Raw genomic sequence first — 2,350 nt, forward strand, 5'->3', positions numbered from 1 at the left:
ACGGGGAAGTCCCCCTCCTTGAAGCCGAACTCGGCGCGGTAGAAGGGCTGCAGGTGGATGGGGGTGAAGTACGGGCGGCACCCGATCCCCGCCTCCTGGAAGCGCCGCATCACGTGGTCGCGCACGGCGGACTGGCGCCCGGGGGTGGGCTCGTCCACGCCGACCCGGATCACATACACGAACCAGCTCATCCGCGTCACCTCGGGCGCCACATACGGCAGGTGCACCCCCGGCACCCTCGCGAGGCGCTCCGCATACATCGCCGCCACCCGCTCGCGCTTCGCGATGATCTCCTCGATGCGCGACATCTGCGCGACCCCGAGCGCGGCCGAAAGCTCGTCCATGCGGTAGTTGTAGCCGACGCGCTCGTGGGAGAGCCACACCCCGGCCTCCCCCCGTCCCTGGTTGCACATGCTCCGGCAGAGGCGCGCTATCCGGTCGTCGTCGGTGACGATCATCCCGCCCTCGCCCGTGGTGATCTGCTTGTTGGGATAGAACGCGAACACCGCCCGGTGCGAGAACGCGCCGTTCCCGGCTTTCGTGGCCTTGTATTCGGACCCCAGGGACTCGCAGGAGTCCTCGATCACCACGAGCCCGTGGCGGTCCGCGATCTCGCGGATGACCTCGAGCCTTGCCAGCTGGCCGTGGATTTCCACGCGGACTGAGGCTGGCTCCCCGGTGGCTGGTTGGACGCGCAGAAGGCGGCACCCGGGGGAGTGGCTTTCGTATGGGAAGCGATAGCGTCTTCAGTGATGGCGTCTTCGATGAGGTCCGGACCAATGTTCGCGGTGTCGGGCTCGATGTTCACGAACATAGGCTCCGCTCCTCTCAAGGCGCATGCCGCTGCCAGGCGCGACGAACTCTAGCGGAGTCGAGCTGGTCAGGCTGGCAACAAGACCGTCTGGCGGTTGCTGCAGGGACAATGTTCCGTAGGTATGACGGCACCTCAGGGGCCACATTCTCTCTAGGTTCCTTGCGCTGCTGCTAAGGAACCAAGCCATCACCTCTGTTACACTTCTTCGAGGCGAGAAGCCCGCCGGAGAGTGGATCTGCAAGAAGCCGAATAGATCAGCTAACGGTTATCTCACTTGCCCACAACGCCGCCTCCACCTTCCAGCAGTACTACTCAACCCTCGGCCCTGCCTGCTGAATGCGTTCACTAGGGGGTCGCTCCCCAGTGACTCACTGAAAGCGGACGTCACCGCGCGAATGGTGGCGAGCTTGCCATGGCGCGAATTGATCGCCACGGCAACACCGGAAGGCGGCTCAACCCTCCCGGCAGGGCCCCGCGGCAGCCCGTTTGTGCGGGTCGCCCGGCTTAGCTGCACCACGAGAGAAGTAGACCTCCAGGAGCCCGAAGAAGGTGGGTTGGGCTGGGTGGTTCATTGGACGTTGGTGACCTTTCCACAATGTAGGGGCAGTACACAGGACATAGAGGCCGGACTTCACTACTCCTCCTGCCCGGCAATTCCCAGTATCTGCTGGATCTCATTTCTCATCGTCTCAAAGTGAGCAAGGCGGTGCAGAGTTCTTTCGCCCTTCGGGAGGACTGATGACAGCGTCGCAAGCGCCGTATCAAGATCCTCGAGCGTCATGCATCCCTCCTCAATAGCTGCCACAAGAAGGTGCGGCGTCCGCAGATACCGGCTAGGGACCAGACGACGAAGCGCCTCCCGCTCCGTCCGGCCTTTTTCGTACGTGGCGAAAGCCCAGCCCCGATGGACTGCTGCAGCTATGCTCGCTGCTTCGCCATCTGCCAGGACTGCCCGGAGCTCCACATAGGTTTCCAGTTCCTTGATGTCGTCGACACGAGTCTGGCGTAATGCGCCCCTCTGCAGTTGCTCCTCTAGAATGGCCCGTTGCCTCAGGTCCGTGACCTCCTCCCTCACGTTCTCCACTATCCAGAAGCGGAACGCTCCGGCCTCCAACACGCGGGCAAGACACGCCCACTCGATGAGGTCAATGATGACGTTGGTATCGAGGAGGATATCCAAGGCTAGCCCTCGCCTTCCGAACCCGAGGGCCCAGTTGGTGACTCGATCCTCTCCAGAGTCGCTCCGAGCTCGTCGGGGTCGAAGTCCCCAAGGCGCACAAGTTCCTGGAACTTTCGGCGGGAGATGACCTCGTGCTGAAGCGCCTCCAGAGCAAGGTGGAGCAGTCGCCGTCGAGCGAGGCGCAACCTGGTTGGAAGAACAACCTGCCCCTCACCGGCTTCAACAGAGCCTTCGCATTGGACCTCGGCGTCAATGCCGAGCATACGCGACAGCGTCCGCCCTGACCCGTCCTGGTCCGCAGCCAGGAGTCTAGTCCGTTCCCGCTCGGTGATCAGCTTGAGATTGAAAAGCTGCCA

General features: G+C 63.0%; 4 protein-coding genes. All 4 read right to left on the minus strand.

Translation table 11 applies throughout. The features are described from left to right. Window positions 1-698, minus strand: a 698-nt coding sequence (locus GX515_05040; protein HHY32383.1) for a polysaccharide biosynthesis protein, incomplete at its 3' end; no start/stop codon positions are given. After that, complete coding sequence (locus tag GX515_05045) at window positions 584-814, minus strand: hypothetical protein (GenBank protein ID HHY32384.1); 231 nt, start codon at window positions 812-814, stop codon at window positions 584-586. The genes GX515_05045 and GX515_05040, both read right to left, overlap by 115 nt. A 634-nt stretch (window positions 815-1,448) precedes the next feature. Then, window positions 1,449-1,994, minus strand: a complete 546-nt coding sequence (locus GX515_05050) for a hypothetical protein (protein HHY32385.1) — start codon at window positions 1,992-1,994, stop codon at window positions 1,449-1,451. Between the two features lie 2 nt (window positions 1,995-1,996). Next, the coding region (locus tag GX515_05055; protein HHY32386.1) for a hypothetical protein at window positions 1,997-2,350 on the minus strand (354 nt) is incomplete at its 5' end.

The organism is Bacillota bacterium (genome assembly GCA_012842395.1).
In the GTDB taxonomy this organism is placed as follows: domain Bacteria; phylum Bacillota; class SHA-98; order UBA4971; family UBA4971; genus UBA6256.